General features: G+C 76.4%; 1 protein-coding gene. It reads left to right on the top strand.

What is annotated here, in order from left to right:
• Positions 1-282, top strand: a 282-nt coding sequence (locus VM95_RS38240) for a DJ-1/PfpI family protein (protein WP_045706372.1), incomplete at its 5' end; no start/stop codon positions are given.
• Positions 283-284 lie beyond the last annotated feature (2 nt).

Raw genomic sequence — 284 nt, 5'->3', positions numbered from 1 at the left:
CCGCACGTGCAGCGGATCGCCCAGCACTTCTTCGCCGCCGACAAGCCCGTCGCCCAGATCTGCCACGGCCCGCTGATCCCCGCCGCGGCCGGCCTGCTGGACGGCCGCCGCAGCTCCGCCTACCCGGCCCTCGCCCCCGACCTCAAGGCCGCCGGCGCCGAGTTCGTCGACGGCGAGGCCGTGGTCGACGGCCTGGTCGTCTCGGCCCGCGCCTGGCCCGACCACCCGGCCTGGCTGCGCGCCTTCCTCGACATCCTGCGCGACAAGGCCCCGCTGTCCTGACC

The organism is Streptomyces rubellomurinus (genome assembly GCF_000961885.1).
GTDB lineage: Bacteria > Actinomycetota > Actinomycetes > Streptomycetales > Streptomycetaceae > Kitasatospora > Kitasatospora rubellomurina.
The sequence above is the reverse complement of the archived record's forward strand: the minus strand, read 5'-3'. Positions and strand labels throughout refer to the sequence as shown.